The organism is Prochlorococcus marinus str. MIT 9201, assembly GCF_000759955.1.
Classification (GTDB): Bacteria; Cyanobacteriota; Cyanobacteriia; order PCC-6307; family Cyanobiaceae; genus Prochlorococcus_A; species Prochlorococcus_A marinus_G.
The window spans coordinates 1-2,891 of sequence record NZ_JNAL01000021.1; the positions used below are offsets into that span (position 1 = coordinate 1).

Sequence of the window (2,891 nt, forward strand, 5' to 3'; positions counted from 1 at the left end):
ATGTTGCAAGCTTAAGTGTTGGTCTTGAAACTGAAGATGCAGATGGTTCTGATGAAGCATTTGGATGGTTCGCTGGTTTAACATTCGATGAAGTTGGTCCTGGATCATTAAGTCTTGGAATGGGTACCACAGCTAACTTCACTGATGATGATGACGAATACTACGTTTACGAAGCATCTTATGCTTATCCAATAAATGATGGCATGACTATCACACCTGGTATCTACACTGCAGAATCTTCTGCTGGTGATACAACTGGTGTAATTGTAAAAACATCATTTAGCTTCTAATAAAGTTAATTAGAAATTAAAACCTACACACACAAAAAAGACCTGTTTTATGCAGGTCTTTTTTTATTCTTTTAAATAACAATAATTAATTATCTTTTGCCAAAATTGTTATTTTGAAAACAAGAATAAATATTAAAACTATTAAATTAAATTTGGAAATGGATAAAAAAACATTAGAGATAAATACCGCTGTTGAAATTGCAAAAAAGAAGTACAAACAAGGTGATTTAGTTAAAGCTAGTGAAATTTATAAAAATTTAATAAATAAAAAAATATACACATATGATTTGTTGCTCTCATATGGGGTATTCAATATGGCAATCAAAAACAATCTTCTTGCAAAGAAACTGTTTATATTTTCGATTAAAAAATATCCAGTATTTTCTAAGCCATATATTTTGTTAGCTGAAATACTTAGTTTAGAAAATAATTTTAAAGAGGCTTTGAAAGTATTATTAGCAGCGCAGAAAATTAAAAATAGTAATTCGGAAATTGAATATAATTTATCGGTTCTCTACAAAAAAATGGGACTACTTAAGGAAGCGCTAGTTTCAATAAATGAGGCTTTAAAGTTTTCTACTAGTATTGATGTTTATCAAGTTTTAAAATCAGATATCTTAATTGATATGAATGAAAATGAAGAAGCAAAAAAGTTATTATTAAATCTAAATATAAGAAAAAAAAATAATTTATATTTTAATAAGGAAATCTTAATTTCAAAAGTATACCTCAATCAAAAGAATTATAAAAAAGCAGAAAGTGTATTATTAAAATTAAAGACTTTATATAGCAGCCAGATAGCTCTATACCTTAACTTAAGCAATTTATATCTTAAAAGTAAAGATTTAAAAAAAGGTATTAAAGTTTTACTAGAAAGTATTAAACGTTTCCCGGATTTTACTCCATTAAAATCAAATTTAGCCTTGATGTATAGGAATTCTGGTCAGTTAGATTTGGCTGTAAAAACTCATTTAGATATTATCAATAAAGAAAAATTTAATTTTAATAGTTATTTTGAATTAACAACAATATATGATTTTTCAGATCATCAAGAGCAATTAAATAATCTATTAAATATTGATATTAATCAACTTTCTCAAATAGCAAAAATATATATAAGTTTTTCAAAAGCTAATATATATCATCAAAAAAAAGATTATCAAAATAGCTCATATTTTCTCAAAATTGCGAATGATGAAAAGTTGAAACTTCAACCATCTGACCTAAATAAAAAGTTAGAAACTGGAGAGTATTACAGGAATTTAATTCTAAAAAATACATCTAACTCGGGGAAAATTAAAGATGATAATAGATTTCTATTTATTGTTGGGATGCCAAGGTGCGGGAGCACTCTTCTTGAGAACATCCTAAGCCTTAATTCTGAAGTTAATGACATGGGAGAAGTTCGCTTTTTGGAGGAATCTCTCAAAGAAGCTGAAGATTTAAATAAAGTTAGAGGAATTTACAAAGAAAAAATATCTAACTCTAATCCATTAAACAAAATCCATACAGATAAAAATTTATTTAATTTTTTCTACTGTCCAATAATCTGTAATTATTTTCCTAATGCAAAAATTATTCACTGTTTTAGAAATCCATTTGATAACGTTTTCTCTATTTATAAAACAAATTTCTTAAACCAAAGTTTTTCAAGTTCGTTAGATGATATTGCGCAACTTTATAAATATCATTTAGAACTTATGAATGAGTATAAATCTAGATATGGTTCAAAAATTTATTCCTATGATCATGATCAGGTTGTTCAAAATCCTGAGGAATCTATTCGTAAACTAATTAAATGGCTTAAATGGGAATGGGACCCAAAATATCTTTCTCCTGAAGAAAGTAAAAGGAATGTTTTTACTGCAAGTAATGCTCAGGTAAGAAAAAAAATTAATTCTCAATCTTTAGGATATTGGCAGAAATATAAAAATTTACTTGATCCAGTAAGTCAATCTCTCCTGACGTGCGATTCACTTATTGGCTCATAGCCTTTGCAATATATATTTTTTGCATTAGAATCAAATAACAATTAATTCTGTGTGAGGAATTTTTATGAAATTATTTAAGAGCTTATTAATAGCTCCTACTGCTTTGGGTTTGATGGTACCCTTGGCTACAAATGCTTCTGAAGTAAATCTAAATGATATTTCTAACTACTCTGATTTAGAGAGTATAGATTTAGCTAATTCTTTTAAAAAAGATGAAGAAGTTAAAAGTACTTTGCTTGCAGGTGGAGAGGGGTTAGTTGATGACCACAGTGGTGGATTTTCAGAAACAACAACAGCATCTTTCAGTGTTGACATGGTTGTTGGAGCAGTTGATAGTGATGACGCTACTACTAGCGAAGCTACTACTTTCGACTATCAAATGGGTATCGGCCTATCAACTAGTTTCACTGGTGAAGATTCACTAGATGTTGCTATTGACATAGGTGGTGGTGATGGCGATGCACAGTCAATTTCAGCTACTGCTATGGGCCTTGATGCTACTAAAGGTGTATTAACAGTTGATGGAGTAACATACTCATTCCCTGTTGGCGGAGCCTCAGTAATTGTTGGTGATGCAACTGATATCAGTGCTGCTTATACAGGAGCATGT

1 protein-coding gene and 2 pseudogenes are annotated in these 2,891 nt (G+C 29.3%); all 3 read left to right on the top strand.

Going from position 1 to position 2,891, the window contains the following annotated elements:
• Window positions 1-290, top strand: a pseudogene (locus EU95_RS10040) (porin); the annotation flags it as partial.
• Window positions 291-448: 158 nt separating this feature from the next.
• Window positions 449-2,281, top strand: a complete 1,833-nt coding sequence (locus tag EU95_RS00005; protein WP_032523108.1) for a sulfotransferase family protein — start codon at window positions 449-451, stop codon at window positions 2,279-2,281.
• Window positions 2,282-2,345: 64 nt separating this feature from the next.
• Window positions 2,346-2,891, top strand: a pseudogene (locus tag EU95_RS0109275) (porin); the annotation flags it as partial.

Bases quoted from the DNA above. Each gene is read 5' to 3' on its own strand.
- EU95_RS00005 (WP_032523108.1), top strand. From the start codon at position 449: ATGGATAAAAAAACATTAGAGATAAATACCGCTGTTGAAATTGCAAAA.